The sequence below is a fragment of the Actinoplanes lutulentus genome, assembly GCF_003259845.1.
Lineage (GTDB): Bacteria > Actinomycetota > Actinomycetes > Mycobacteriales > Micromonosporaceae > Actinoplanes > Actinoplanes lutulentus.
The window spans coordinates 95,846-122,815 of the sequence record NZ_QLMJ01000007.1; the positions used below are offsets into that span (position 1 = coordinate 95,846).

General features: G+C 68.6%; 21 protein-coding genes and 1 pseudogene. 2 read left to right on the forward strand and 20 right to left on the reverse strand.

What is annotated here, in order from left to right:
• Window positions 1-2 precede the first annotated feature (2 nt).
• The 9 genes from B0I29_RS17355 to B0I29_RS17395 form a co-directional block, all read right to left on the reverse strand.
• Window positions 3-560, reverse strand: a complete 558-nt coding sequence (locus B0I29_RS17355) for a nucleoside/nucleotide kinase family protein (RefSeq protein WP_111650034.1) — start codon at window positions 558-560, stop codon at window positions 3-5.
• Window positions 557-1,828 carry a TIGR03618 family F420-dependent PPOX class oxidoreductase gene (locus B0I29_RS17360; protein ID WP_111650035.1) on the reverse strand — a complete coding sequence of 424 codons (1,272 nt, stop codon included), beginning with the start codon at window positions 1,826-1,828 and terminating at the stop codon, window positions 557-559. Before B0I29_RS17360 ends, B0I29_RS17355 begins: the two co-directional genes overlap by 4 nt.
• Window positions 1,825-2,769 (reverse strand): ABC transporter substrate-binding protein, encoded by a 945-nt coding sequence (locus tag B0I29_RS17365; protein WP_220091334.1) that lies wholly within the window; start codon window positions 2,767-2,769, stop codon window positions 1,825-1,827. Before B0I29_RS17365 ends, B0I29_RS17360 begins: the two co-directional genes overlap by 4 nt.
• Window positions 2,766-3,503 (reverse strand): ABC transporter ATP-binding protein, encoded by a 738-nt coding sequence (locus tag B0I29_RS17370; protein ID WP_111650036.1) that lies wholly within the window; start codon window positions 3,501-3,503, stop codon window positions 2,766-2,768. Before B0I29_RS17370 ends, B0I29_RS17365 begins: the two co-directional genes overlap by 4 nt.
• Complete coding sequence (locus B0I29_RS17375; protein ID WP_111650037.1) at window positions 3,496-4,248, reverse strand: ABC transporter permease; 753 nt, start codon at window positions 4,246-4,248, stop codon at window positions 3,496-3,498. Before B0I29_RS17375 ends, B0I29_RS17370 begins: the two co-directional genes overlap by 8 nt.
• On the reverse strand, window positions 4,245-5,264 hold the full coding sequence (locus B0I29_RS17380) for an ABC transporter substrate-binding protein (protein WP_111650038.1): 1,020 nt from the start codon (window positions 5,262-5,264) through the stop codon (window positions 4,245-4,247). The genes B0I29_RS17375 and B0I29_RS17380 overlap by 4 nt, the downstream gene beginning before the upstream one ends.
• 98 nt (window positions 5,265-5,362) lie before the next feature.
• Complete coding sequence (locus B0I29_RS17385; RefSeq protein ID WP_111650227.1) at window positions 5,363-7,627, reverse strand: FdhF/YdeP family oxidoreductase; 2,265 nt, start codon at window positions 7,625-7,627, stop codon at window positions 5,363-5,365.
• 52 nt (window positions 7,628-7,679) lie between these two features.
• Window positions 7,680-8,885, reverse strand: coding sequence for a DUF1444 domain-containing protein (locus B0I29_RS17390; RefSeq protein WP_111650039.1), 1,206 nt, complete (start codon window positions 8,883-8,885; stop codon window positions 7,680-7,682).
• 29 nt (window positions 8,886-8,914) lie between these two features.
• Window positions 8,915-10,894 carry an MDR family MFS transporter gene (locus B0I29_RS17395; protein ID WP_111650040.1) on the reverse strand — a complete coding sequence of 660 codons (1,980 nt, stop codon included), beginning with the start codon at window positions 10,892-10,894 and terminating at the stop codon, window positions 8,915-8,917.
• 157 nt (window positions 10,895-11,051) lie between these two features.
• On the opposite strand from B0I29_RS17395, the gene B0I29_RS17400 reads away from it, so the two are divergent.
• Window positions 11,052-12,050: an SDR family NAD(P)-dependent oxidoreductase gene (locus tag B0I29_RS17400; RefSeq protein ID WP_111650041.1), complete on the forward strand. Its 999-nt coding sequence runs from the start codon at window positions 11,052-11,054 to the stop codon at window positions 12,048-12,050.
• A gap of 1,152 nt (window positions 12,051-13,202) precedes the next feature.
• On the opposite strand, the gene B0I29_RS17405 is transcribed toward B0I29_RS17400, so the two are convergent.
• Window positions 13,203-13,751, reverse strand: a complete 549-nt coding sequence (locus tag B0I29_RS17405) for a TetR/AcrR family transcriptional regulator (protein WP_111650228.1) — start codon at window positions 13,749-13,751, stop codon at window positions 13,203-13,205.
• A 125-nt stretch (window positions 13,752-13,876) separates the two neighbouring features.
• Between B0I29_RS17405 and B0I29_RS45755 the strand changes: the two genes are divergently transcribed.
• Entirely contained in the window at window positions 13,877-14,569 is a 693-nt protein-coding gene (locus B0I29_RS45755; protein WP_181557846.1) for a hypothetical protein, read from the forward strand.
• A gap of 68 nt (window positions 14,570-14,637) precedes the next feature.
• On the opposite strand, the gene B0I29_RS17410 is transcribed toward B0I29_RS45755, so the two are convergent.
• The 10 genes and pseudogenes from B0I29_RS17410 to kdpF form a co-directional block, all read right to left on the reverse strand.
• A complete protein-coding gene (locus tag B0I29_RS17410; RefSeq protein ID WP_111650042.1) occupies window positions 14,638-14,934 on the reverse strand; it encodes a ubiquitin family protein in 297 nt (98 codons plus the stop codon).
• Window positions 14,931-16,046 carry a WD40/YVTN/BNR-like repeat-containing protein gene (locus tag B0I29_RS17415; RefSeq protein WP_111650043.1) on the reverse strand — a complete coding sequence of 372 codons (1,116 nt, stop codon included), beginning with the start codon at window positions 16,044-16,046 and terminating at the stop codon, window positions 14,931-14,933. Before B0I29_RS17415 ends, B0I29_RS17410 begins: the two co-directional genes overlap by 4 nt.
• A gap of 79 nt (window positions 16,047-16,125) precedes the next feature.
• Window positions 16,126-17,676 carry a methyl-accepting chemotaxis protein gene (locus tag B0I29_RS47440; protein WP_111650044.1) on the reverse strand — a complete coding sequence of 517 codons (1,551 nt, stop codon included), beginning with the start codon at window positions 17,674-17,676 and terminating at the stop codon, window positions 16,126-16,128.
• A gap of 59 nt (window positions 17,677-17,735) precedes the next feature.
• Entirely contained in the window at window positions 17,736-18,401 is a 666-nt protein-coding gene (locus tag B0I29_RS17425; RefSeq protein WP_111650045.1) for a response regulator, read from the reverse strand.
• A pseudogene (locus B0I29_RS17430) lies at window positions 18,398-19,756 on the reverse strand (sensor histidine kinase); the annotation flags it as partial. The gene B0I29_RS17425 and the pseudogene B0I29_RS17430, both read right to left, overlap by 4 nt.
• Window positions 19,757-19,778: 22 nt before the next feature.
• A complete protein-coding gene (locus B0I29_RS17435) occupies window positions 19,779-22,259 on the reverse strand; it encodes a DUF4118 domain-containing protein (protein ID WP_111650047.1) in 2,481 nt (826 codons plus the stop codon).
• 3 nt (window positions 22,260-22,262) lie between these two features.
• Complete coding sequence (locus B0I29_RS17440; protein WP_111650048.1) at window positions 22,263-23,087, reverse strand: potassium-transporting ATPase subunit C; 825 nt, start codon at window positions 23,085-23,087, stop codon at window positions 22,263-22,265.
• A 5-nt stretch (window positions 23,088-23,092) separates the two neighbouring features.
• Window positions 23,093-25,195, reverse strand: coding sequence for a potassium-transporting ATPase subunit KdpB (gene kdpB, locus B0I29_RS17445; RefSeq protein WP_111650049.1), 2,103 nt, complete (start codon window positions 25,193-25,195; stop codon window positions 23,093-23,095).
• Window positions 25,192-26,838, reverse strand: coding sequence for a potassium-transporting ATPase subunit KdpA (kdpA, locus tag B0I29_RS17450; RefSeq protein WP_111650050.1), 1,647 nt, complete (start codon window positions 26,836-26,838; stop codon window positions 25,192-25,194). The genes kdpB and kdpA overlap by 4 nt, the downstream gene beginning before the upstream one ends.
• Entirely contained in the window at window positions 26,838-26,927 is a 90-nt protein-coding gene (kdpF, locus tag B0I29_RS17455; RefSeq protein ID WP_111650051.1) for a K(+)-transporting ATPase subunit F, read from the reverse strand. The genes kdpA and kdpF overlap by 1 nt, the downstream gene beginning before the upstream one ends.
• Window positions 26,928-26,970 lie beyond the last annotated feature (43 nt).

Below are 26,970 nucleotides of genomic sequence, written 5' to 3' on the forward strand. Positions count from 1 at the left end.
GGTTACTCCTCAGTGAGAATCAGCAGGTCAGCGCTCTGGCGAACCTGCTCGGTCGCGTAGAACGCGTCCTCGTGCCGCGCCCACCGGGACCAGTGCGGCGCATAGGTCTGACCATCCCTGGCCAGGGCGCGCTGCTTGCGCACCGCGGTGGGGCTCTCCAACCAGACAACCCCGCATGTGTACGCACGAAGCAGCCGCCCGCCGGCCCCCACGCCTTCGACGACGAGCCAGTCGGCGTCCGGAACCGGATGGTGCCCGGTGTACTCGCCGGCCGCCCAGTCCCAGCGTTGCCAGACAGCGGGCCGCCCTTCGGCGAGCGGTTCCAGAACCCAGTCCCGCAGCGCGGTCACCCCACGTTCGAGCCCGTCCCACCCGGCGTAGAGATCGTCCATATGGATCAGCGGCGCGCCGAGGCGTTCGCCGACTGCCCGGGCCAGCGTGGTCTTGCCCGAGCCGGAGCGCCCTTCGACAGCGAGAACCTTCCGCTTCCCGGCGGAGGGCTGCTGCGTGGCGGCCCAGTCCAGAACCCGGGTGACCGCGGCGTCCAGTGGTGTCGTCACGACCGGAACAGCACCTTCTCCGGCGTGATCCGCAGAACCACGCGGCCGGCTTCCTCGGCCGGGTCGGGGATCACGTGATCGACGCCGGTATACCGGCGGGCCAGCCGGTGCACCAGGCCGTCCGGGTCGCCGGCGGTGATCCGGGCGACGCCACGGATCTCGGCGTACCTGGTGGGACGCTGCCGGTCGTGGATCAGCACGGTGACCCGGGGGTCCCGTTCGATGTTGCGGACCTTGCGCCGTCCCGCCTTGGTGGTCATCACCAGATCGTTCCCGTCCAGGGCGGCCCACATGACGGAAAGCTGCGCTTGCCCGTCCGGCTCCGTGGTCGAGAGCACCGCGAACTCGGGCCGCTCGATCAACTCCCGGACCTCAGCCGGAATCACCACAGCGTCCGGGACCGACCGGCCCAGGTCGATGGGCAGGCTCGGGTCGGCGGACCACTCTTCGAGGGAACCGTCGTAGAGCGCCACGTCGTCGCGGCCGAGTTCGCGCAGCGCCAGGCCGAGCGTGGTCGCGGAGATGCCGCCGCCGCAGTACAGCCAGATCGGCGCCGGGTCGGCGAGGAGGTCGCCGAGGACCTGGCGAAGTTCGGGTTCGGGCCGGAATCTGCCGTCCGCGCCGATCAGCGAGCGGGCCGGCAGGTTCGCGGTGCCGGGGATGTGGCCGCGTCGCGAGTACCGGGTCGGAACCTCACCGGCGTACGCCTCCGGGTTGAGCGCGCAGACGACGCTCGCCTCGACCCGCCCGGCAAGCCACTCCTCGATCTCCGCCCGCCCCACCCACCGCGGGGCAACGTCCCGCGTGTCGATCTCGGGCGCGGGAAGAACGTCGATGTCTTCCTCGGAGGAGGTCACCGGGAGGCCGGCGTCCTGCCAGGCTTTCAGGCCGCCATCCAGGACGTAGGCCTCCAGGCCCAGCCAGTCCAGCAGCCACCACAGGCGGGATGCCCAGATGCCGTCGCCCCGGTCGTAGGTGATCACCGGTACGCCGGGGCGGACGCCCAGTGCCGCCAGCCTTGCTGCCAGTTCCGGGGCGGACGGGTGGGTGAAGTGCAGGCCGGAGTTCTGGTCGCTCAGGTCGTGGAGCAGGTCGGCGTGGCGGGAGCCGGGGATGTGGGATTTCGCCCAGCCCTCCAGCCCGGAGACCGCTCTGTGGTCGCCGTCCCGCAATGCCTTTGCGAGCTCTACCGTCGCGTCCAGGACGACCACGGGGCCTTGCGTCGCGCGTACTGATAAAGCAGCGGGACCCAGCAGAAAGCTGGTCATCGCCGCACCGCCTGGACCCCCGCGGGGGTCGCGACCTCCGCGCGCCAGTCGGGCGTGACGGCCTGACGCCAGTCGAAGGTGGCAGGGAGGATGGCGTTGGCGGCGAGCCAGTCGGTGTAGGGGTCCATCAGGTCGGGGCGGATCTCGCCCCAGCGGTCGCCGTGCCACCAGGTGGGCGCGATCAGTTCCAGGGAGCGGGACAGGATCGACCGGGGGAAATACGGGATGACCCGGTCCAGGATCTCCAGGGCGAGGCCGGGCTGCTCGGTGGCGGCGCGGTAACCGCGTTCGGTCGCGGACAGGAAGGCGGACAGGTCCTCGGGGGCCAACGCCGCGGGGCCGGTGCCGAGCAGGTAGCTGTGGTACGGCGGGGCGCCGATCTCGTCGACCGGCCAGGTGATCCTTTCCGGACCCGGGATCTGGGCGAAGAGTGCGTCCCAGGCCCAGTATCCGCCGAACGTGGCGTCTACTTCGCCGGCCGCGATGTCGTCGGCGCTGAGTTCGCGGTAACCACTGTCGACCAGGATGACCGCGTCCGGGTCGCCACCGTCGGCCGCTACCAGGTGCCGGACCATCGCCAGGCCGCGCGGGGTCGGATTCAGCGCGAGGCGCTTGCCCTCCAGGTCACGCGGCCGGGTGATGCCACGGCCGACGACGGTCTGGATGGTCTCCATACCCCGGTGGTTGATCGACGCGACCGCGTGTAGCGGCTGGCCGGCGGCGCTGCGGACCAGCAGCCGGTTCGTCGGGAAGACGCCCAGGTGGACCTCGCCGCGGGCCAGGTGTTCCAGGGTGTCGCCGCGCTGCGGATCGAAAACGGTCAGCTCGACGTCGAGACCGGCGTCGCGGTACCAGCCTTCGCGGCTCGCGACGTAGAGGCCGGCCGCGTTGGTCCACGGGTGGAAGTACTCGAGCATCACGCGCACGTGGGTGAGGGTCATCGGGGGCTACCTGTCAGCAGATCGGTGAGGCGGCGGCGCAGTTTGACGAAATCGGGGTCGTCGACGACGTCGTCGCGGCGGGGACGGCCGAACGGGACGGTGACTTTTTCGATCACCGTGGCCGGGCGGCTGGAGAAGACGTAGACGGTGTCGGAGAGCAGCAGTGCCTCTTCAATGTTGTGGGTAACGAAGAGGACCGCTCGGCGGTTCGCTTCCCAGATGTCCAGGAGCCAGCGGTGCATCTCCAGGCGGGTCATCGCGTCGAGTGCGCTGAACGGCTCGTCCAGGCAGAGGAGTTCCTGGTCGGAGAGGAGCGCGCGGAGGAAGGCGACGCGTTGCTGCATGCCGCCGGAGAGTTGGTGGGGGTATTTGTCGGCGAAGCCGTCGAGTCCGACTTTGCTCAGCCACTCACGGGCGGCGGCGATGTCCGCCTTTCCCTTTATCTCCTGAGCTAGCACGACGTTCTTCTCGATGGTGCGCCACGGCATCAGGGCCGGCTGCTGCGGCATATAGCCGATCAGGCCGCGCTTCGCCTTCTGCCCGTTGATCTCGATGGCGCCCGCGGTCGGGGTATGCACGCCGCCGACCAGGTGGAAAAGGGTGCTCTTGCCGGAACCGGAGGGGCCGACGATCGAAACGAACTCGCCCTTTTGAACCGTTATATCTAGATCTTTCAGGACTTCGAGGTCTCCGAAGCTGTGGCTGAGACCGGTGACCTTCAGTGCTTCAGTCACGGCGGCGCCCCTTCACAGTCAGCTTCTCCAGCAATACGACCAAACCGAAAACGACCAGCGCCAGAATCACCACGATGGCGATCGCCACGAACAGCCGGTCGGCACGGAACGCCGACTTCTGGATGATCATGTACTGCCCGATGCCCTTGTCGCTGCCGAGCCACTCCGCGATGATCGCGCCGAGCACGCTGTACGTGGCGGCGATCTTCAGTCCGGAGAACATCGTCGGCAGCGCGTGCGGCCACTGCAGCTTCGTGAAGAGCTGCCGCCGGTTCGCGCCGCTCATCAGCATGTAGTCGGCGATCAGCGCGTCACTGCGGCCGAGCCCGTCGAGCGTGGCGACCGCGACCGGGAAGAAGCAGACCAGGATGATCACCACGAGCTTCGGCGCGATGCCGAAGCCGAGCCAGACAACCAGCAGCGGGGCGATCGCGATCGTCGGCACGTTCTGGCTGATCACCAGCAGCGGATAGATCGCCACCCGTACGCCGGGGAGCAGATGCAGCACGACGGCGACGAAGAGGCCGGTGGCCACGCCCGCGCCGAAGCCGTACAGCGTGAGCTCGGCCGTGGCGAGGGTGTGCCTGGCAAGCGCCTCGCGCTGGTCGGCAGCGGCCGTCAAGATATCGGAGGGGCTCGGCAGCAGCCACGTGTCGATACCGGAGAGAGTGGTGTAGAGCTGCCACCCGGCGATCAGCAGCAGAACCGTGATCGCCGGGGGAAGAGCCCTTTTGACGCTTGTCACGCGGCCGGCAGGAAGTCGTTCGTGTAGGCCTTCGACGCGTCGACCTCTTTACTGAGGACCTTCTGGTCGAGCAGCCACGCGGAGAAGTTCGTCCAGATCTCCGGCTTCTGCTCGCCCCAGCGGGCGGCGTCGTCCTGGTACCGCGGGCTCAGCCACTCCTGGCTCTTCTTGACGAGCTCGGCGTCCAGGTCGGGAGCCGCCTTGAGCAGGATGTCCGCGGACTCCGACGCGTTCTTGGCGGCGTATCCGTAACCCTCGGAGACGGCCGCGGTGAACTCCTTGACGACAGCGGAGTTGTTCGCGATCTGCTTCTCGTTGGTGATCAGGATCGGCGTGTAGAAGTCGAGCGCCGGGTCGTAGTCCTTGACGTACTGGATGTTGACCGGCTCACCCCGCAGCTCGGCCTCGATGCCGGTCCAGCCGTAGAAGATCCACTCGAAGTCGATGCCCTTCTTGGTGGCCGCGAAGAAGTCGGCGTCACCGACGTTCACCGTCTTGATCTTCGAGGCGTCACCGCCGTCCTTGCTGACCACGGCCTTGAGCAGCGGCTCCTCAAGAGGGCCACCCCAGCCGCCGTACGTCTTACCGGCGTACTGCTTCGGGCTGGTCAGGTTGCGGTCCTTCGGGGACGCGAAACCGGACGTGTTGTGCTGGATGATCGCGGCGATCGAGACGAGCGGCGCACCCTCGGCCCGGGCCTGGGTCAGCGACTCCTGCGCGCTGATCGCGAACGGGATCTTGTCGGCGGCGACCAGGGCGGACGGGTCGGCGTCACCCGGCTGGACGATCTCGACGTCGAGGCCGTGGTTCGCGAAGTAACCCTTGGCGGCCGCGACGTAGAGACCGGTGTGGTTGGTGTTCGGGGTCCAGTCCAGCGCGACCTGGATCTTGGTGAGGGTCTTGCCATCCGCGGTCGTGGTCTTCTCGTCGGAGGACGAGCACGCTGCGGCGGCGAGGGTGACGGAAGCGGCGGCAAAGGCGGCCAGGGCGCGGCGCCGGGTGAGCGGAATGTTCATGGGGGATCTCTCCGTGCGGTGGATACCGCAGGAACCTATTCACCCGGGCGACCGCTTACCAGGGTTAAGTGACCGGCATTACATACTGATCCCACATATCAGACCGAATCCATAGGAATAAGTCGGATGATGACCCACTTTGACGTGGGCGTTCCGCTCTCCTCGGCCTGCGACTCCAGCGGAACCAGAGGGTTCGTCTCGGGGTAGTAGGCGGCGACACAGCCTTTCGGGGTGTCGTACTCGACGAGCCGGAAGTGGTTGGCGCGGCGCTCGATGGCATCGGAGAATTCCGACACAAGATCGACTATCTGCCCGTTTTCGAATCCCAGCTCATCCAGGTCTGCCCGGCTGATGAAGACAACTCGGCGGCCCGCATAAATCCCTCTATAACGGTCGTCCAGCCCATAAATGGTGGTGTTGAACTGGTCGTGGCTGCGCAGCGTCTGCAGCACCAGCCGGCCCGGCGGAACCGTCATCACCTCCAGCGGGCTGACGGTGAAGACCGCCTTGCCCTCCGGAGTCGGGAACTTCCGGGCGTCGCGCGGCGGATGCGGCATCGTGAAGCCGCCGTTGCGGATCTTCGCCGCGTAGTCGTCACAGCCCGGAACCACCCGGCCGATCCGCTCCCGGATCTGCTCGTAGTCGTCGGCGAAGTCGCCCCACGGGATCGCGTGCCGCTCCCCCAGCGTGGCCGCCGCCATCCGGCAGATGATGTCGACCTCCGACCGCAGCAACGGCCCGGCCGGCTCCGAACGCCCCCGCGACGCGTGCACCGCGGACATCGAGTCCTCCACGGTGATGCGCTGCTCACGGCCGCCGGTCAGGTCTTTTTCGGTACGCCCCAAAGTCGGCAGAATCAGCGCGGTATGCCCCGCCTCGACATGGCTGCGGTTCAGCTTCGTGGAGATCTGCACGGTCAGCGTGGCGTTACGCATGGCCGCCGAGGTCACGTCGGTGTCCGACATCGCGCCGACGAAGTTGCCGCCGAGGGCCACGAAGACCTTCGCCCGGCCGTCGCGGAACGCCTTCACCGTGTCGACCGCGTCGTGGCCGTGCTCGCGGGGCGGCTCGAAGCCGAACTCGTCCCGGATCCGGTCGAGGAACGCCGCCGGCGGCCGCTCCCAGATGCCCATGCTCCGGTCGCCCTGCACGTTGGAGTGCCCGCGCACCGGGCAGAGGCCGGCGCCCGGCTTGCCGATCATGCCCTGGAGCAGCGCGACGTTGACGAACTCCCTGATCGTGGCGACGGCGTTGCGGTGCTGGGTGATGCCCATGGCCCAGCAGTGCACGATCCGTTTCGCGCCCGCCAGCATGTCGGCGGCCTCTTCGATCTCGGCCCAGGTCAGCCCGGTGGCTGCTTCGATCTTCTCCTGATCGACGTCTTTCAGGTGCGCCGCCCACGCCTCGAAGCCGACAGTGGAACTCTCGATGAAGTCGGTGTCCGCGACATTCTTTTTCAACAGCAGGTGGCCGATCGCCTGCCAGAGCGCCAGGTCGCCGTTCGACCGGATCTTCAGGAACTTGTCGGCGAGGGCGGTGCCCTGCCCGGCCAGGCCACGCGGTTTCTGCGGGTTGTCGAACCGCAGCAGGCCGGCCTCGGGCAGCGGGTTGATCGCCAGGATCTTCGCGCCGTCGCGCTTCGCGATCTCCAGGGCGGTGAGCATCCGCGGGTGGTTGGTGCCCGGGTTCTGCCCGGAGACCACGATCAGGTCGGCCTGGTGCAGATCTTCCAGGGTCACCGAACCCTTGCCGACACCGATCGTGCGCATCAGCGCGGAACCGGTCGACTCGTGGCACATGTTCGAGCAGTCCGGCAGGTTGTTCGTCCCGAAGGCGCGGGAGAACAGCTGGTAGGCGAACGCGGCCTCGTTGCTGGCCCGGCCGGAGGTGTAGAAGGCGGCCTCGTCCGGGCTGCCGAGCGCGTTCAGATGAGCGCCGATCAGCTCGAAGGCGTCGCTCCAGGAGATCGGCTCGTAGTGTGTGCCGCCGTCGCGCCGGACCATCGGGTGGGTGAGGCGGCCCTGTTTCTCCAGCCAGTGGTCGGTGCGCCCGGCCAGGTCAGCGATCGGGTGCGCCGCGAAGAACTCCGGCCCGGCCGTGTCGCGGGTGCCCTCCCAGGAGACCGCCTTCGCCCCGTTCTCACAGAACTCGGCGGCGTGCCGATGACCCTGCGGGTCCGGCCAGGCACAGCTCATACAGTCAAAACCGTCGTGCTGATTCAGCGTGCGCAGGTTGCGCACCGTCTTGCGCAGACCCATTTCCTGTACGGCATTCGTCAAGCTCAGCCGGACCGCCTTGAGGCCGGCCGCACGGTCGGCCGGAGGGCCCACGTGGAGCCGGGCGTCCTCATCCTCTTGCCTCATGGCCCCAGTCTGGCCCCGGTCCGTGGCGACCGGCAAACCGTAGCGGGCACTCTTAGAGTTCGTCGGCTTTCAAGCTGCTCAGCACGTGCGCCGAGGGCCAGTCCTCGACCCGGTACCGCGAGGGTGCCAGCAGCGGTTCCGGGCTCAGGCCGGCCTGCTCCTCGACCAGGTGCCACGGCACCCGGAACTCGACGCCGGACTCCGGCCGGGCAAACGCCACCGAATCGGCCCTGGGCAGCAGCGTACTGACACCCTCGACCCAGGTCGCGATCGTCTCGGCCGGTCCGCCGTCGGGCGGCTCGACCGCGATGAGCCGGCCCACGTGCACGTCGACGCCGGCTTTCTCGTACTGCTCGGCGAGCCAGTCGGTCTGGTTCGAATATTCGGTGAGCGCCAGCACCGCTTCGGCCCGGCGGGCAGGCAGATAGTGCACATGTCCGGCCGGCGGCGTGTACGGAACGGACACCCCACCGGGCCCGGAGACGTACCCGACCGGCGTCAGATAACGCACCGCCTCCTGGAAACCACGCTCGACGAGGGCGTAGAGCTGGTCCGCCTCGTTCTCCGGCAGCGGGCTGACCAGCAGCGTGTTGTTGTCCGGGGCGAACGCCAGGACCGGTGTGCCCATCCGCTCGCCGACGTCGGCCAGCCAGCCGGGCTGGAGCAGCAGCGACGTGAAGTACCCATCGCCGTCGTCGAGCATCCGGATCAGACTCGGGCCGGCCGGCCACGGACGGGCCAGCGAGCGGCGGGCCAGCTCGGCCAGGTTCTCCCGGGCCGCCTCGAAGACGTCACCGGCCGTGACACCCCACTCGTCGAGCCGGTCCGGGATCACGTACGCCATCGCGTCCGGCGCGTCGATCACCACGAGCTCGCGCAGGAACGGCATCGCCATCCGGGACAGCGGCGGCCGCATCCCCACCGGGCCGGCTGCGCCGAACGTGACCGGGCGGACCACGGGGCGGAGCTTCGCGCGTACCGTCTCCCAGGTGTCGTCGGCCGGCGGCGCGGCCATGAGCTTGACCAGACGCTCCAGGCGCTCCCGGCGTTCCGCCGGGGTGGCTTCCGCGGTCTCGCGGAAGACATTCGAGAGATAGAGGTGGGCCGGACCGGATCCGCCGGTGCGATGGATCGCGATCGCGAACTCGTCCGCGCGGTACGTCGCGCGCTCCACCCCAGGAGTCCCCCGGGCCACCCGGAGGGCCAGCTGGGCGAACCGGCGCTGCGGTGAGCCGACGAACCTGTCCAGCAATCCCATTGGTGGACAGTAGCCTGCGAAGGCCTAGATCAAGCGGGTCGGTGCTCGTCGACCAGCCGGGTGGCGATGTTGTTCAACGCCTGGTCGATCAACACCTGGTCGTCCGGATCGGTACGCGCGATGTCGTCCAGATTCGCGTCGAGCCACTGGCGCCACGCTGCGCGTACCCGCTCGAACTGCTCCTGACCGGCTTCGGTCAGCTCCACCTGATCACCCTCGACCCGGGCATATCCGGCCTGCTGGAGATCCTCGAAAGTGGGTTCCAGCACTTCAGGGGGCATCCGGTGCTGGCGGGCGATGGCCGGCAGCTCGGCACGGCCCTTCGCGCTCACGTGCAGATGCGTCTGTCCGATCGCCCACGCCTGTGACGGGTTGACGTCGGCGCCGGAGTCGGCCAGGACCTGGTCCATGATCGAACGGTCGCCGCGCGCCTTGCTCATGGTGTCGCTGATCTGTCGCTCCAGCTGGCCGACCCGGTCGTCCGTCGCGGGTGCTCCCAGTCCCTCGCCGACGTCGGTCGCGGCGGCCCGCGCGCTGTCCCGCAGCGGTAGTTCCTTGAGCAGCCAGGCCACCAGGAACCCGAGCACGGCGACCGGGACCACCCAGCGGAAGACGTAGTTGATCGCGTCCGCGTACGCCGCGATGATCGGCCCGGACAGAGCCTCGTCGAGCGCGTTGAGCGCGGTCGGGCTCTGCGCCACGGCCGGCGAGACCCCGGTCGTGGTGATCGCGCCGGTCAGATCACCCTCCAGATGGCTGGAGTACAGAGTGCCGAAGATCGCCGTTCCGAACGAACTTCCCAGGGTACGGAAGAACGTCACACCCGAGGTGGCGGTACCGAGGTCGGCGTACGGCACGGTGTTCTGCACGACGATCGTGAGCACCTGCATGGACAGGCCGATGCCGGCGCCCAGGATGAACATGTACAGCGATTCGAGCCAGGTGCTGGTGGTCGTACCCATTGTCGACATGAGGTAGAGCCCGACCGTCATCACGGCGCCGCCGGCGATCGGGAACATCTTGTACCGGCCGGTGCGGCTGACCACGTTGCCGGAGAGGATCGACATGATGAAGAGCCCGGCCACCATCGGCAGCGTCCGTACGCCGGATCCGGTGGCCGTCACCCCGTCGACGTACTGCAGATAGGTGGGCAGGAACGTCATCGCCCCGAGCATCGCGAACCCGACGATGAAGCTGAGCGTCGAGCAGACCGAGAAGACCGAGTTGCGGAACAGCCGCATCGGCAGCATCGGCTCCCTCGCCCGCATCTCGACGACGACGAACGCGGCGAACAGGGCTATCGAGCCGGCGAACATGCCGATGATCGTGGGGGAGCTCCAGGCGTACTCGCTGCCACCCCACTCCAGCGCCAGGATCATCGTGGTCGCTGCGGCCGCGATCAGGCCGATGCCGGCGTAATCGATGACCGGCTTGCCCCCCGCCTTGATCGACGGGATGGCCTTGGCCGCCATCGCGATCACGATGATCGCGATCGGCACGTTGATGTAGAACGCCCAGCGCCAGCTCAGATGGTCGGTGAACAACCCGCCCAGGGTGGGCCCGACCACCGTGGTGACGCCGAAGACCGCGCCGAGCGCGCCCTGATACTTGCCGCGTTCGCGCAGCGGGATGACGTCGGCGATCAGCGCCATCGCGGTCACCATCAGGCCGCCGGCGCCGATGCCCTGGATCGCGCGGGCGCCCACCAGCATCAGCATGTCCTGCACCAGACCGCAGAGCGCCGAGCCGGCCACGAAGATCACCGCGCTGATCTGGAAGACCAGTTTGCGGCCGAAGAGGTCACCGAACTTGCCGGCCAGCACCGTCGCGATCGTCTCGGCCAGCAGGTACGCCGTGACGACCCAGGACATGTGCCCGGCACCGCCGAGGTCCGCCACGATCGTCGGCAGCGCGGTGGACACGATCGTCTGGTCGAGGGCTGCCAGCAGCATCCCGAGCAGGATCGCGACGAAGACGACATTGACCTGTCGGCGGCTCAGGACGGGCATTTCTTGATCGTCGCCCGCTGACCGATCTCCCGGGGCGTGATTGGCGAATCCCGGGGACCTCTCGGCGAATCCCGGGTTCTCTTGGCGAAAGCACCGAAGTAAACTAAGTTGACTTCGACGTTTTTGCAGGTCAGCCTTGTATCGAGAGGAATCGAAGATGTCGCTTGGCGCTTCCAGCACGGTGGGTGAGTGGCTCGACCACGCGGAGGGCGGCCCCGCCATCCGGGCGCTTCTCGGCCAGGGCGGTGACTTCGACGAGTCCCGCCTCGCCCCGGCCCGCGGCCTGCCGTTGCAGCAGCTGGTCGCCATGAGCCAGGGCCAGATCCCGCAGGAGGCCGTCGACCACCTGGTCCTGTCGGTCAACGGCGGCGTCGCACCCACCGACGACGGCGGTTCCGGCTGGCGCGAGAAGATCACGCCGGGCCGCTTCGACGGCAAGACCGTGATCGTCACCGGCGCCGCCTCCGGCATCGGCCGGGCCACCGCGTCCCGCATCGTCCGCGAGGGCGGCCGGGTCGTGGCCGTCGACATCAGCTCCCAGGGTCTGACCGACCTCGCTGCCGGTCTGGGCTCGTCGGTCATCCCGGTGACCGCCGACATCACCAAGGCCGACGACGTGGCCCGCATCATCGAGGCCGCCGGCGACCGCATCGACGGCCTCGCCAACGTGGCCGGCGTGGTCGACGACTTCACCCCGATCCACGAGACCGCCGACGCCGTCTGGGAGCGCGTCTTCGCCGTGAACGTCGACGGCGTCTTCAAACTGACCCGCGCCGTCGCCCCGTCGATGCTGGCGGCGAAGAACGGCTCGATCGTCAACGTGGCCTCCGAAGCGGCCCTGCGCGGCAACGCGGCCGGCGTCGCCTACACGGCGTCGAAGCACGCGGTCGTCGGCATCACGAAGAACACCGCCTTCATGTACGGCCCGGAGGGCATCCGCGTCAACGCGGTAGCCCCGGGCGGCGTGGCAACCGGCATGGTCCCGCGCAACCAGTCCGAGTACGGCCTGGCCCGCACCGGCCCGCACCTGCGCACCATCCCCCCGGTCGCGCTGGCCGAGCACCTGGCCGCCTCGATCACGTTCCTGCTGAGCGACGACGGAGTAAACCTGAACGGCGTAATCCTCCCCTCCGACGGAGGCTGGTCAGTCCAGTAACAAGCCCGACGGGGGCTACCCAGCCAAGCAACAGCCCCCACTGCCTCCAGCCAGCCCCAAGCGGCAGCCCCGACAGGGGCACACCGTGCGCTCCCATCAAGGCTTGACGAGAGCCCACGGTGTGCCCCCGTTCTCGCTGGACCATCCGCGTGTCGATTTCGGGTGCGATTCGCACCTCAAACCCACACACAACGCGGAAGCCATCCGTGTGTGTCGACTTCAGGTGTAATCCGGACCCGAAGTCGACACGCGAAGCCGCAAGCACCCTCCGCACCGGCTGCAAGTCATCCGGGTCGCGTTGTCTGGCGAGCGGCGGTACCGGTAGGCGCCTCAGTGATCAACGCCGGCCACATGAGGGCGGAATCGAGGGCACACGGTGGGCCCGAGACACGTGGACAGAACCACACGATCGCCCGAACCGGCATGGACCAGGTCGCACAATGTCCCTCCGTGCGACCTCATCACGGCCAGGGCAGGGATGTGGGCACACGTTGCGGTTATGTGCGACCCCAGCCACCCTTCCCGCGCCGAAACCCCGCCGAAGGCCGCCGGGAAGGGCGGCCAGCGCACACGTTGAACCTCCGCGTGCGCTGGCTGCCGTCATGGGGGCAGCCAGCGCACGCAGTTCGTGATCGCGTGCGCTCACCGCCGATCGCGTGCGTTCACCGCCCCTCCCGAGCACCAACCACGCCCGCGGTCACCCACAAACCCGCCGGCACGACCCCGAGCGCGAGCCGGCCGCGCCCCGGCCAGCGCTCCGGGTCGTCCACAGGCCGCTGACACGACCACAAGCACAAGCCGGCCCCAACCGGCTCGCGCTCACGGTCGCCCGCAGGCCACTTTCACGACCACAAGCACAAGCCGGCCCTGACCGGCTCGCGCTCACGGTCGTCTACAAGCCGCTGACACGACCACAAGCACAAGCCGGAGTCCGACCGGCTCGTGCTTACGGTCGTCAGGCATACCCGGGCCACCGACCCCGGAAGCACCACCGAGCAGACGTCGGCCGAACGCCGCCGGACAGACCCCCGGCTGAACGCCGCCGAACAGACTCCGGCTGAGCATCACCGAGCAGACTCCAGCTGAGCACCACCGGACAAACTCCGGCCGGACACCGCCGCAAACCCCTATAACTCGGACCGGCGAGCCCGCTCAGGCCGATGGCGTCAGGATCTGCTGGAGCAGTGCCCCGTAACGAACCACCAGCTCACGAGGGTCCGCCGCCACCAGCACCTCATCACCCACCACCCAGAGCGCGTACAGCAACCCGCCGATCACCGCCGCGGCCAAACGGGCACGGATGTCGGCGTCCGGGCCGACCAGCCGGGATCGCAGTGGGCCCACGAACGTCTTCTCGTGGATGTCCTGCAGGCGGGACTTGATCTGGGCCTCGTTGCTGCCTCGGACCAGCGCCAAGTACACGCCGCGGATGTCGTCGTCGGCCAGCAGGCGTTCGATGAAGCGTTCGCCCAGCTGTTCGGGCGGCACGTTCAGCAGTGGCTCGTCGTCGATCGTCAGGTGCATGGTCTCCAGGAACAGCAGTTCCTTCGTACCGAAGTGCCGGATCACCAAGGCTGGGTTGCTGCTGGCGAGGGCGGCGATGTCGCGCACCGAGGTTCGGGCGAAACCACGTTCCCGGAACAGGCGGGTCGCCGCCGTTCGGATCTCCTCGCGGGTTGCTTCCCCGGTCCGTCTGACCATCTTCAGATCGTAAGCGGTCACCCGCCTTGGCCCTTCAAGGCCAACCCCTTGGGTACGCGAGAAAGGCTCGGATTAGCCGTGCTCAGCTGTCCGGGTCATGACCAACGAAACGGGAAAGGTACGACATGAGTAAGGCGACACGGAGTCTGACCATCGCCGGTCTCGGCGTCCTGGCGGGTGCGACGTTCGGGGCCGGTCCCGCCCTGGCATCGCCCGGGAACCCGCCGCCGGACGCCCCACCGAGCGTCGCCGGCCACTACGAGACCAAGGTGGCCTGCGAGGCGATCAGCAGGCTCGGCTCCCGCCTCGAGTTCTGGGACCAGCACGAGTGTGAACAACAGTTCGCGGGCGCACGGAAGCTGTATGTCCTGTACGTCGAATACGAGAGCGGCGCACCCGCATGGCAGGGCGGCCCTGCCGGACCAGGAACACCGGGTGACCAAGGCCCAGGCCAAGGCCCAGGCCCGCTGCCGGGCGGACCAGCCCCAGTGCCGGGCACGCCAGAAACACCGGCTCCGGAACCCACCGACACCCCAGCCCCGACCGAAACCGCCGCACCGGCAGCGACCGAAACCCCGGCCGTAACCGAAACCCCGGCGACTACGGAAACCCCGGCAACAACCGACACCCCGCCGGCAACAGAGACTCCGGCGGCAACGGAAACCCCGGCGGCTACTGAAACCCCGGCCGCCACCGACACTCCAGCAGTAACGGAAACCCCGGCCGCCACGGAAACCCCAGCAGAAACGGAAGCCCCAGCCACTGAGACTCCGGCAGCAACCGAAACCCCCGCCGACCTCGGCATCACCATCGAATAAGCACGAAAAAAAATCGGCGGCCGGGGAACCAAACCCCCGGCCGCCGATCCCATTTCAAAACTCAGTACTCACCCACCGGCCATAGCCCCCACCACCATGAACGGCTCCTCCCCTTTAACCACCCGCTCCGGCAGATCAGCATCCGGCGACTCATTGGACAGATCCTCCTCACACGCGAAGAACCGCACCAACGGCCGCCTCTTCCCGGTACGCCGATCCCGCATCGTCCCGAGCAGCATCGGATATTCCTTCTCCACCGCGTCCAGCACACTCCGCTGGGTGACCGGCGAGGAGACCGAAACCGAGACCTCCCGCTCCACCTTCGCCAGAGTCCGCAGATGCGGCGGCAGGATCACCCGGATCACGGCAGGACCTGCACTTCCACGGACAACACCGGCGGCAGATCACGCACCAGCGCACGCCACGAATCCCCGCTGTCCGAGGAGCCGTACACCTGCCCACCGCTGGTTCCGAAGTAGATGCCGCACTCGTCGAGCGTGTCGACGGCCATGGCGTCGCGCAGCACGTTCACATAAACGTGCTCCTGCGGCAGCCCGTTGGTCAGCGGCTCCCACGAATCCCCACCGGTCCGGCTGCGATAGACCCGCAGCTTGCCGTCCATCACATAATGCAGCGAATCGCTGGTGATCGGCACGACGTAAATCGTCTCCGGCTCGTGCGCGTGTACCGCGATCGGGAATCCGAAGTCGGTCGGCAGATCCCCGCTGACCTCACGCCAGTTCGCACCGGCGTCATCGGTACGCATGACGTCCCAGTGCTTCTGCATGAACAGCGTGTCCGGCCGGGACGGATGCTGCGCGAGCCGGTGCACACAATGCCCGACCTCGGCGTCCTGGTCGGCGATGCCGTCCGAGACGAGGCCCTTGTTGATCGGCAGCCAGCTGACGCCACCGTCATCGCTGCGGAACGCGCCGGCCGCCGAGATCGCCACGAAGATCCGGTCCGGGTTCACCGGGTCGAGAATGATGGTGTGCAGGCACATGCCTCCGGCGCCGGGCTGCCATTTCGGAGCCGAGGCATGGGTACGCAGACCGGCCAGCTCAACCCACTTCTGCCCACCATCGGTCGACTTGTACAGAGCCGCGTCCTCAGCGCCGGCATAAACGACGTCGGGGTCGGTCCGGGACGGCTCGATGTGCCAGATCCGTTTGAACTCCCACGGGCGCGATGTCCCGTCGTACCAAAGATGATCTCCGACCGGGGGTTGGTAGACGAAGTCGTGGTCGACCTGGTCCCACGACTTCCCGCCGTCGTCGGACCGGTGGATGACCTGGCCGAACCAGCCGCCGGACGCGGAGGCCCAGAGCCGGTCGGGGTTCGCGGGCGAGCCGTTCACGTGGTAGATCTCCCACCCCGGGAAATGCGGCCCGCTCACCTCCCATTTCTCCCGCTCATGATCAGATGTCAGGATAAAAGCACCTTTACGGGTGCCCACCAGCAATCGAACGCCGCTCATGCTCGCTCCCCTCGGGTGTGCTGTACGACACACATCCTGGCGCAAAGCCCAGCGCGTGACAGCCCGAGAATCGAACGAGTTAGCCCTGCAACGCCCGAGCCATCTCCGCCTGCTCGGCGAGCACCTCGTTCATGCTGGCCTGCACACTGTCCATCTTGCCGATGGTCTCGCTGGTGGTGTGGATGCCCGCGGCGACGGTCTCGGCGCTGGCCTGGATGCCGGCGATCTGGTCGGCGACCTTCTTGGTGGCCTCGGCGGTCTCCCGGGCGAGCTCCTTGACCTCACCGGCCACCACGGCGAAGCCCTTGCCGCTCTCCCCCGCGCGGGCCGCCTCGATGGTGGCGTTCAGTGCCAGCAGGTTGGTCTGCTCGGCGATCGACTCAATGATCTTGATGACGTCCCCGATCGCGGCGGACGCCTGGCCGAGCGCGGCGACCTCGGCGGTCATCGCGGAGGCGCGGTCGACCGCCTGCTCGGCCACCGAGGTGGCGTCGCCACTGGCACTACGCAGCCGCTCGACGGTGTCGAGCAGGGCGCGGGCGTTGTGGGCGGCCCGTTCGCTGCCACGCATGACGTCCAGTCGCTGCGAGACGAGCTGCTGCACGTTGCGCAACGAGGCGGCACGGGACGGCGAGAGGTCGATGTACTCGGTGGTGAAGAAGTCCATGGTGCCGACGATCCGGTCACCGCTCATGATCGGGAAGCAGACGCCGGACCGGACGCCGGCCCGCTGCGCCGCGGGCGCCCGCACACAGTCGGTGATCTCGGCGAGGTCGCGGACGAAGACCAGGTCCTTGGCCCGCCAGGCGCGGCCGGAGAGCCCGACACCCTCGGCGAACGTGGCGGCCAGGGTGACCCGGCGGAACTCGTCGCCGGCCGATCCCGACTCGACCTGGAACTTCAGCACGTTCTCGTCCGGGTCCACCTCCCAGTACGACCCGTACGCCCAGCCGAACGCGCTGCGCACGCTGTCCAGGGCGGTCCGGATCGCGCTCTGGCTGTCCGCGGCGGTGCCGAGCCTGGTGACCACGGTGGTCACGGCGGTACGGTCGTCGGCCACCTGACGCAGCTCGGCGGCGGCGACCGCGCTGGCCCTGGCCCGTTCGGCGATCCGGGCGAGGGCGGTGAACTTCTCCCGCCGGTTCGCGTCGAGATAGAGCGGCAACGGCGAGTAGTACTCCAGCACCGCGTGCACCTCGGCGCCCTTGACCACCGGCACCACCACGGCGCCGACCATGCCGTTCTGGAACGCGGCCTGCCCGCGCCGGCAGTCGCCGCACTCGTCGGCCGACTCGGCGTACACGGCCTGCCGGGTACGGAACGCCCTGCCGACCATCCCGGTGTCGGCGGGGATGGTCCGGCCCGGGGTGACACCGCCGGCGGCGCTCTGCAGCTGCGGCGCGATCCGGCCGGTCTCGTGCATCAGGCGTAGTTGCCCGCCCTCCGGCACCCAGACCGCGCCGTAGGAGAAGCCATACGACTCGACAGTGCTGGCCACCGTGATCCGCCAGGCGGTGCTCTCGTCGATCGCGTTGTCCAGTGCGAGGACCAGCTCCTCCAGCGCCTCGACATCCCGGGGCACGGGGCGGGCGGCCTCGGGGGCCGCCTGACGGGAACCGAACAACCGCATGGGTCTCCTCAGGGAAAGTCGCCAGGTCCTTCCCTACCATCGGCCCGAAACGTCAGGGATTAAGGCCGAAAGCGATACCCCATCCCGGGCTCCGTGATCAAATGCTGCGGCCGTGCCGGGTCGGCCTCCAGCTTGCGGCGCAACCGGGCCATGTACTGCCGCAGGTAGTTCGTCTCGGTCTGGTACTGCGGCCCCCACACGTCGTGCAGCAGCTCCCGCTGGGTGATCAGCTTCCCGGGGTGCCGGATCAGGTGTTCGAGCAGCTGCCACTCGGTCGGCGTGAGCCGGACGTCCGGGCTGATCGAACGCTCGGAGAGATCCACGGTATAGGAACCGATCTTGACAATCGGCGAGGAATCCGACGGCTGGATCCGCCGGGTCACCGCCCGGATCCGGGCGAGCAGCTCATCGACGCCGAACGGCTTGGTCACGTAGTCGTCGGCGCCGGCGTCGAGCGCCGCTACCTTGTCGGTGCTGTCGGCCCGCCCGGAGAGCACGATGATCGGCACGTTGGTCCAGCCGCGCAGGCCGCCGATCACCTCGGTGCCCTCCATGTCCGGCAGCCCGAGGTCGAGAACAACCAGGTCAGGGTGGTGATGAGCGGCGAGATGCAGTGCTGACGCGCCATCACGGGCGGTGTCAACCTCGTACCCTCGGGCCTTGAGGTTGATCCGCAGTGCCCGGACGATCTGGGGCTCGTCGTCGACGACGAGGATGCGAATCATGAGAAAGCCGGCAGCGAAATGATCATGGTAAGGCCGCCTCCCGGGGTCTCTTCAGGGGTAAGTGTGCCGCTCATCGCCTCGGTGAGGCCCCGGGACAGCGCCAGGCCGAGCCCCACACCGCTGTGGTTGTCCCGGTCGCCGAGCCGCTGGAACGGCAGGAACACATCGTCCCATCGGTCCACCGGAATGCCCGGCCCATGATCGATCACCCGCAGCTGCACGGTCTCGCCATGCGCACTCGCGGTGATCATCGGCGGCCTGCCCTCCGGGCTGTAACGCAGCGCGTTGGCCAGCAGATTGACCAGCACGCGTTCCAGCAGGCCAGGATCGACGCGCAGCGGTGGGAGATCATCCGGGACGCGCACGGTCACCGTCCGGCCCTCCGGGCCGAGATCATCAAGAGCCGGGGGTACGACGTCCTCGGCGCCCACCTCGACGGCGGACACCCCGAGTGCTCCGGCCTGCAACCGGCTCATGTCCAGCAGATTCGCCACGAGCCGGCCCAGTTTGTCGAGCGACTCGTCGGCAGTGGCGAGCAACTCGGCCCGGTCCTCGTCGTCGAACTCCACGTCGGAGCTGCGCAACGACGCCACCGACGCTTTCGCCGATGCGAGAGGCGTACGCAGATCGTGGCTCACCGCCGCGAGCAACGCGGTCCGCAACCTGTTGGCCTCGGCGAGCGGCTTGGCCGTGGCGGCCTCGGCGGCCAGCCGTTCCTGACGCAGAGCCACCGCCGCCTGGGCCGCGAACGCCTCGACGATCCGCCGGTCGGACGCTTCCAGGACCCGCCCGCGGAACTGAACGACGACATCGCCGTCGGCACGGACCTCGACGTCGGCCGGGCCGGCGGGCTCGCCTACCGACACGACCACCTCACCGGCGTCCAGCAACGTCACCGAATCCATCGCGAACGTCTCCCGGAGCCGATCGAGCAACGCCATGAGCGGCCGCTCGCCGTGCAGCACGCTGCCGGCCACCGTCGCGAGCATCCGCGCCTCGGCGGACGCCTGCGCGGCCTCCAGGGTCCGGCGGGCGGCGGTGTCGACCACCCAGCTCACCGCGACGGCCACGCCCACGAAGATCACCAACGCCAGCAGGTTTTCCCGCTGTGCCACCAGGAAGTGCCCGTACGGCGGGGTGAAGAACCAGTTCAGCAGCAGCGAACCCCCGACCGCGGCGAGCAGCGCCGGCCACAGCCCGCCGATCAGCGCCACCCCGACGACCGCCACCAGGAACAGCAGGATGTCGGTGACCAGCGACGGATCGGGCAGCGCGGCGAGCAGGCCGGTGAGCACCGGCAGCCCGATCAGTGCGGTGAGAAACCCGGCGGTCTGCCTCCTCCGGGACACCGCGGCGCGTTCGCGAACCATGCATGGATCATTCCATCCGGCCGAGGAAGGCGATCGGCAGCGACAAGATCATGGTGAGACCGCCGCCCGGGGTCTCCTCCGGCGTCAGCGTGCCGCCCATCGCCTCGGTCAGGCCCCGGGACAGCGCCAGCCCGAGCCCGACGCCGGTGTGGTTGTCCCGATCGCCGAGCCGCTGGAACGGCAGGAACACGTCGTCCCACCGATCGCTCGGAATCCCCGGCCCGTGATCGATGACCCGCAGCTCCACGGTGTCGCCGTGCGTGCTTCCGGTGATCATCGGCGGTGCGTCCGGCGTGCTGTACCGCAGCGCGTTGGCGAGCAGGTTCACCAGGATCCGCTCCAGCAGGCCCGGATCGGCGTGCAACATCGGGAGATCTTCCGGGACACGCACGGTCACCGTCCGGCCCTCCGGGCCGAGATCATCAAGAGCCAGGGGTACGACTTCCTCGGCGCCGACCTCGACCGGACTGACCCCGAGTGCTCCGGCCTGCAACCGGCTCATGTCGAGCAGGTTCGCGACCAGACGGTCCAGCCGGTCGAGGGACTCGTCGGCGGTCGCCAGCAACTCGGCCCGGTCCTCCTCGTCGAACTCCACATCCGAGCTGCGGAGACTGGCGACCGACGCCTTCGCGGACGCCAAGGGCGTACGAAGGTCGTGGCTCACGGCAGCGAGCAACGCGGTGCGCAACCGATCCGCTTCGGCGAGGGGTTTCGCGGTGGCCGCCTCGGCGGCCAGGCGCTCCTGGCGCAACGCGACAGCGGCCTGGGCGGCGAAGGCCTCGACGATCCGCCGGTCGGACGCTTCGAGGGTGCGTCCGCGCAGCTGGACCAGCACGTCGTCGTCGGCCTTGACCTCGGCGTCGGCCGGACCCCGCACCTCACCGACGGACGCGACGGCAACACCCGCGTCCAGCAGCGTCACCGAGTCGAGGGCGAACGTCTCGCGAAGCCGGTCGAGCAGCGCCAGCAACGGCCGCTGACCACGCAGCACGCTGCCGGCCACGGTCGCCAGGGTCTGCGCCTCGGCCGAGGCGAGAGCCGCCTGCCGGGTACGCCGGGCCGCGGTGTCGACCACCCAGCTGACCGCGACCGCCACCCCCACGAAGATCACCAGGGCGAGCAGGTTCTGCCCCTCGGCGATGGTGAACCGGCCGAGCGGCGGGGTGAAGTACCAGTTCAGCAGCAGCGAACCGCCGACCGCGGCGACCAGCGCCGGCCACAGCCCGCCCACCAGCGCCACCCCGACGACCGCGACCAGGAAGAGCAGGATGTCGTCGACGAGCGGCAGCGCCGGGCCGATCTCCAGCGCGGCGGTGAGCAGCGGCAGGCCGAGCAGCGCGGTGCCAAAACCGGCGATCCGCCGGCCCCGGGACAGCGCGGGCGGCAGCGGACCGCGGCGACGGCCCCGGCCGGCCAGTTCGTGCGGGACCAGGTGCACGTCGATCGAGCCGGACCGGGCGATCGTGGTGACACCGACGCCGGCCGCGAGCATCCGCGCGAGCCGGCCCCGGCTGGACGCGCCGAGCACGATCTGGGTGGCGTTCACTCCCCGGGCGAATTCGAGCAGCGCCTGCGGCACGTCGGTGCCGACGACCTGGTGATACGTGCCGCCGAGGCTCTCGGCGAGCACCCGCTGACGGGCCAGCTCGGCCGGGTTCGCGCCGGCCAGCCCGTCGCTGCGGGTCACGTGCACGGCGAGCAGGTCGGCGCCCTTGCCGCGGGCGGCGATCCGGGCGGCCCGCCGGATCAGCGTGTCACCCTCCGGGCCGCCGGTCAGCGCGACCACCACCCGTTCCCGGGTCTCCCAGGTGGCTTCGATGTCGTGGTCGGCCCGGTACTGGCCGAGCTGCTGCTCCACCTTGTCAGCGAGCCAGAGCAGCGCCAGCTCCCGCAGCGCGGTCAGGTTCCCGGTACGGAAATAGTTACCCAGCGCCGCGTCGACCTTCTCCGGCCGGTACACGTTGCCGTGCGCCATCCGCCGCCGCAGCGCCTCCGGCGTCATGTCGACCAGTTCGACCTGGCCGGCGCCCCGGACGAACGAGTCCGGCACGGTCTCCCGCTGCTCGACCCCGGTGATCCGGGCGACCACGTCGTTGAGCGATTCGAGGTGCTGCACGTTCACCGTGGTCAGCACGTCGATCCCGGCGTCGAGCAGCTCCTGGACGTCCTGCCAGCGCTTCGGGTTCCGGGTGCCCGGCACGTTCGTGTGCGCCAGCTCGTCGACGACCGCCACCTCGGGCCGGCGGGCCAGCACCGCGTCGAGGTCCATCTCGGCGAAGGCCGCGCCGCGATAGGTCAGCTCGCGGCGCGCCACCACCTCCAGGTCGCCCGTCATCGCGGCGGTGTGCTTGCGGCCGTGCGTCTCGACCAGGGCGATGACCACGTCGGTCCCGCGCCCGGCGCGCCGGTGCGCCTCTTCCAGCATCGTGTACGTCTTACCGACGCCGGGCGCCGCACCTAAGTAGATCCGCAGTTCGCCGCGAGCCATGGGTCAGCTGCCGTCCAGAGCGAGGTTCAGCTTCAGGACGTTGACCGCCGGTTCGCCCATGAAGCCCAGTGCCCGGCCGTCGGTGTTCTGCTCGATCAGCTCGTGCACCCGGTCCAGGCTGATCCCCCGCTCGCGGGCGATTCGCGGTGCCTGGAGCTCGGCGTACGCCGGGCTGATCTGCGGGTCGAGGCCGCTGCCGCTGGCGGTCACGGCGTCCGCCGGGACGACCGGGTCGGCCGGGGCGTCACCGCGGATCGGGGTGATCACACCGCCGAGAGCCTGGTAGTCCTCGCCGTTGGTGGCCGGCTCCACCGTCACACCCTGATAGGTCGTGACGAACGGAACATCGGTCTGGTTGACCGCGACCACCCGGGTGATCGGGCCGGTGAAGCCGTCGCGGTGGAAGACCGCGAGGACCGCGCCGACGCCGTCGGCCGTGCAGAAAGGCCGGCTGCCGTCCACACCCTCCAGCTTGCCGATCGCGAGGCTGCGCGCACAGACCTGGGTGAGCAGGCTCTGTGAAGCCTCCTCGGGATCATCGGACAGGGTGTCGACGACACTCTCCGGGCCCAGGTTGCTGGCGCCGGTCGCCGTCGGGTCGTAACCGCCCGCCGACGGCCGGCTCTGGAAGTACTTGGTGACCGGGTTGCCGTCGGCATCGGTGAAGGACTGGCCGATCAGCGTGAGGTCACCCGATTGATCGGAAATTCCGGGTATCTTCGCCACGCCCACGAACACCAGCGGATACGCGATACCCAGCAGAACAGTGAAGACGAGCAGCGCCCGCAGCGCGGCAACGTGCTGAGCGAGCCATGAAGGAATTCTCATGTGGATCAGATCCCGGGGATGAGCTGGATGAACAGGTCGATGAGCTTGATGCCGAGGAACGGCGCGATCACACCGCCGAGGCCGTAAACCAGCAGGTTGCGGCGCAGCAGCGCGCTCGCCGACGACGGCCGGTACCGGACACCGCGCAGCGCGAGCGGGATCAGGAAGACGATCACGATGGCGTTGAAGACGACCGCCGACAGGATCGCCGAGCCCGGCGAGTGCAGCCGCATGATGTTGAGCGTGTCCAGGCCCGGGTAGACCGCCGCGAACATCGCCGGGATGATCGCGAAGTACTTGGCGATGTCGTTGGCGATCGAGAACGTCGTCAGTGCGCCCCGGGTGATCAGAAGCTGCTTGCCGATCTCCACGATCTCGATGAGCTTGGTCGGGTCGGAGTCGAGGTCGACCATGTTGCCGGCCTCTTTCGCGGCCGACGTGCCGGTGTTCATCGCGACGCCGACGTCCGCCTGCGCCAGGGCCGGCGCGTCGTTGGTGCCGTCACCGGTCATCGCGACCAGCCGGCCGCCCTGCTGCTCCTTCTTGATCAGCGCGAGCTTGTCCTCCGGCGTCGCCTCGGCGAGGAAGTCGTCGACGCCGGCCTCGGCGGCGATCGCGGCCGCGGTGCGCGGGTTGTCACCGGTGATCATCACGGTCCGGATGCCCATCCGGCGCATCTCGTCGAACCGCGCCTTCATCCCGGCCTTCACCACGTCCTTGAGGTGGATGACGCCGAGGATCCGATCGTTTTCGGCCACCACGAGCGGTGTGCCACCCTGGTCGCTGATCCGGCCGACGATCGCGTCCACCTCAGCGCTCGACGACCCGGTCCACTTGATCACCGCGGCCGCGGCACCCTTGCGGATCTTGCGATCGCCGATGTCCACACCGCTCATCCGGGTCTGCGCGGTGAACGGCACGAACGTCGCCCCGCCGATCAGCCCCGGCTCGCGCTCCCGGATCCCGTACTCGTTCTTGGCGAGAACCACCACCGAACGCCCTTCGGGCGTCTCATCAGCCAGGCTGGCCAGTTGCGCCGCGTCGGCGAGATCTTGCGGATCAACCCCATTCAGGGGTACGAGTTCCGAGGCTTGCCGGTTTCCGAGAGTGATCGTGCCGGTCTTGTCGAGCAGCAGCGTGCTCACGTCACCGGCCGCCTCGACGGCCCGGCCGCTCATGGCGAGGACGTTGCGTTGCACGAGACGGTCCATGCCGGCGATGCCGATCGCCGAGAGCAGCGCGCCGATCGTGGTCGGAATCAGACATACCAGCAGCGACACGAGCACGATGCCGGTGACGCCGTTCCCGTCGATCGCCGAGGTGTCCGGCGCCGCCGCCTGGTAGGCCTTCGAGAAGATCGCGAGGGGCTGCAGCGTCACCACCGCGAGCAGGAAGATCACGGTGAGCGCGGCGAGCAGGATGTTCAGGGCGATCTCGTTCGGCGTCTTCTGCCGGTTCGCGCCCTCGACCAGCGCGATCATCCGGTCGACGAAGCTCTCCCCGGGCTTCTGGGTGATCCGGACGACGATCCGGTCGCTGAGCACCTTCGTGCCGCCGGTGACGGCCGACCGGTCGCCGCCGGACTCCCGGATCACCGGTGCCGACTCGCCGGTGATCGCCGACTCGTCGACGCTGGCGATGCCCTCGATGACGTCGCCGTCACCGGGAATGATCTGGCCGGCCTCGACCACGACCACGTCGCCCTGCTTGAGCTGCGTGGCGGCGATCTCCGTACCGTCGGCCAGGATCGCGACGGCGTCCTGTTTGGCCGATCGGAGCGCGGCGGCCTGCGCCTTGCCCCGGCCCTCGGCGACCGCCTCGGCGAGGTTCGCGAAGATCACGGTGAGCCAGAGCCAGCCGGTGATCAGCCAGGCGAACAGGCTCGGGTCGGCGATCGACAGAACCGTGGTGAAGACCGCGCCGACCTCGACGATGAACATCACCGGGTTGCGCCACAGGGTGCGCGGGTCGAGCTTGCGCAGCGCGTCCGGCAGGCTCTTGCCGAACTGTTTCGGGTCGATGAGGCCGGCCTTGACCGGCTTCTGTGCCGTTCCGGTGGCGGGTTCGCCGGCGTGCTTGTCGGCGTGCTTGTCGAGTACGGCGGTCATGAGAGGCCCTCCGCGAGGGGTCCGAGTGCGAGAGCGGGGAGGAAGGTGAGAGCGACCAGCACGACCGTCACGCCGGCGACCATGCCGACGAAGAGCGGCTGGTGGGTGGGCAGCGTGCCCTCGGACTCGGGTACCGGCTGCTGTTTCGCCAGCGACCCGGCCAGCGCGAGGACCAGGATCAGTGGCAGGAAACGGCCCAGCAGCATGGCGAGTCCGAGCGCGGTGTCCCACCATCCGGTGTTCACCGTGATGCCGGCGAAGGCAGAGCCGTTGTTGTTGGCGGCGCTCGTGAAGGCGTACAGAACCTCGGAGAGACCGTGCGGTCCCAGATTGAGCGCTGTGGTGTTGTTGCCGGTGGCGAAAGCCACCGCTGTTCCGGCGAGTACGAGGATCGGGGTGACCAGGAAGTACAGCGACGCCAACTTCATCTCGCGGGCGCCGATCTTCTTCCCGAGGTACTCCGGCGTGCGGCCGACCATCAGTCCGGCGACGAACACCGTGATCACAGCGAGGATCAGCATGCCGTAAAGACCCGAGCCGGTGCCGCCGGGCGCGACCTCGCCGAGCATCATGTTGACCATCGGCATCATGCCGCCGAGCGCGGTGTACGAGTCGTGGAACGAGTTGACCGCACCGGTCGAGGTCAGCGTCGTGGCAGCGGCGAAAACGGCCGAGCCGGTCACGCCGTACCGGGTCTCCTTGCCCTCCATGGCCGAGCCCACCGCCTGCGGGACCGTACCGCCGCCGTGGTTCTCGAAGGCGACCGTCAGGGCGATGCTGCCGATGGCGAGGATCGCCATCACCGCGGCGATCGCGTAACCCTGCCGGTTCTGCCCGACCATCCGGCCGAACACCCGGGGCAGACTGAACGGGATCAGCAGGATCAGGAAGATCTGCAGCCAGTTCGTCCAGGTCGTCGGGTTCTCGAACGGGTGCGCCGAGTTCGCGTTGTAGAAACCGCCGCCGTTCGTGCCCAACTCCTTGATCGCTTCCTGGGAGGCGACCGGACCGCCGGTGACGTGCTGCGCCGCGCCGGTCAGCGTGGTCACGTCGGTGCCGCCGGAGAGGTTCTGCACCACACCCGCGACCATGAAGATCAACGTCGCGAGCACGCAGATCGGCAGCAGGATCCGCAGCGTGATCCGGGTCAGGTCGACCCAGAAGTTGCCGAGCAGCGTCTTCTTCTTCGCCGCGAAGCCCCGCATCAACGCGACCGCGACCGCGATGCCGACACTCGCCGAGACGAAGTTCTGCACGGTGAGCCCGGCCATCTGCACAAAATGGCCCATCGTGGACTCACCCGAGTACGCCTGCCAGTTCGTGTTCGTCACGAAACTGACCGCGGTGTTCCAGGCGATGTGATCGGTGACCGCCGGCAGGCCGAGCGAGAGCCACAGTTTGTCCTGCACCCGTAGGAACAGATAGAGGAAGAGCAGCGACACCGCGGAGAACGCCAGCACCGACCGGGCGTAGACACCCCACGTCTGCCCCGCCTGTGGGTCGACCCCGACGGCCTTGTAGACGGTCCGTTCCACAGCGTTGTGCCGTGTGCCGGTGACCACCCGGTACATGTAGTCGCCGAACGGCCGGTACACCGCGACGATGGCGGCGACCAGCGACAGCACGAATATCCAGCCGGCCATCAGAATTTCTCCGGAAAGAGCAGGGCGACCACGAGAAACACAGCGAGAGCGACGGCCAGGACAAGGCCGACAGCGTTGACGGCGCTCATCAGCGTTCGACCGCCCGGATCAGCACGGTCAGCGCAGCGAACA

Coding starts and splice junctions, on each gene's coding strand:
- B0I29_RS17360 (WP_111650035.1), bottom strand. CDS start 1,828: ATGACCAGCTTTCTGCTGGGTCCCGCTGCTTTATCAGTACGCGCGACG.
- B0I29_RS17365 (WP_220091334.1), bottom strand. CDS start 2,769: ATGACCCTCACCCACGTGCGCGTGATGCTCGAGTACTTCCACCCGTGG.
- B0I29_RS17380 (WP_111650038.1), bottom strand. CDS start 5,264: ATGAACATTCCGCTCACCCGGCGCCGCGCCCTGGCCGCCTTTGCCGCC.
- B0I29_RS17385 (WP_111650227.1), bottom strand. CDS start 7,627: ATGAGGCAAGAGGATGAGGACGCCCGGCTCCACGTGGGCCCTCCGGCC.
- B0I29_RS17390 (WP_111650039.1), bottom strand. CDS start 8,885: ATGGGATTGCTGGACAGGTTCGTCGGCTCACCGCAGCGCCGGTTCGCC.
- B0I29_RS17395 (WP_111650040.1), bottom strand. CDS start 10,894: ATGCCCGTCCTGAGCCGCCGACAGGTCAATGTCGTCTTCGTCGCGATC.
- B0I29_RS17400 (WP_111650041.1), top strand. CDS start 11,052: ATGTCGCTTGGCGCTTCCAGCACGGTGGGTGAGTGGCTCGACCACGCG.
- B0I29_RS17405 (WP_111650228.1), bottom strand. CDS start 13,751: ATGGTCAGACGGACCGGGGAAGCAACCCGCGAGGAGATCCGAACGGCG.
- B0I29_RS45755 (WP_181557846.1), top strand. CDS start 13,877: ATGAGTAAGGCGACACGGAGTCTGACCATCGCCGGTCTCGGCGTCCTG.
- B0I29_RS17415 (WP_111650043.1), bottom strand. CDS start 16,046: ATGAGCGGCGTTCGATTGCTGGTGGGCACCCGTAAAGGTGCTTTTATC.
- B0I29_RS47440 (WP_111650044.1), bottom strand. CDS start 17,676: ATGCGGTTGTTCGGTTCCCGTCAGGCGGCCCCCGAGGCCGCCCGCCCC.
- B0I29_RS17425 (WP_111650045.1), bottom strand. CDS start 18,401: ATGATTCGCATCCTCGTCGTCGACGACGAGCCCCAGATCGTCCGGGCA.
- B0I29_RS17435 (WP_111650047.1), bottom strand. CDS start 22,259: ATGGCTCGCGGCGAACTGCGGATCTACTTAGGTGCGGCGCCCGGCGTC.
- B0I29_RS17440 (WP_111650048.1), bottom strand. CDS start 23,087: ATGAGAATTCCTTCATGGCTCGCTCAGCACGTTGCCGCGCTGCGGGCG.
- kdpB (WP_111650049.1), bottom strand. CDS start 25,195: ATGACCGCCGTACTCGACAAGCACGCCGACAAGCACGCCGGCGAACCC.
- kdpA (WP_111650050.1), bottom strand. CDS start 26,838: ATGGCCGGCTGGATATTCGTGCTGTCGCTGGTCGCCGCCATCGTCGCG.
- kdpF (WP_111650051.1), bottom strand. CDS start 26,927: ATGAGCGCCGTCAACGCTGTCGGCCTTGTCCTGGCCGTCGCTCTCGCT.